Genomic DNA, 292 nt, shown 5'->3' with positions numbered 1-292 from the left:
GTAACAAGGTAGCGCTAGGGGAACCTGGCGCTGGATCACCTCCTTATACGATGATTACTCACGATGAGTGTCCACACAGATTGATACGGTTTATAAGTAAAAGAGACGAAGATATCCCAATATCTTCGAAGTTTGGTTCTGCTTTTTAAAAGTGGAAACAAATAGCAGTGTCCCGTTCGTCTAGAGGCCTAGGACACCGCCCTTTCACGGCGGTAACAGGGGGTCGACTCCCCTACGGGATACCATTGGGTCGTTAGCTCAGTTGGTAGAGCAGTTGACTTTTAATCAATTG

General features: G+C 46.9%; 1 tRNA gene. It reads left to right on the top strand.

The window, feature by feature from the left end:
- Positions 1 to 169 precede the first annotated feature (169 nt).
- Positions 170 to 245 (top strand) — tRNA-Glu (locus tag ATB76_RS26935).
- Positions 246 to 292: the final 47 nt, after the last annotated feature.

This window comes from Vibrio sp. MOR3, assembly GCF_001557775.1.
Lineage (GTDB): Bacteria > Pseudomonadota > Gammaproteobacteria > Enterobacterales > Vibrionaceae > Vibrio > Vibrio jasicida.
The sequence above is the reverse complement of the archived record's forward strand: the minus strand, read 5'-3'. Positions and strand labels throughout refer to the sequence as shown.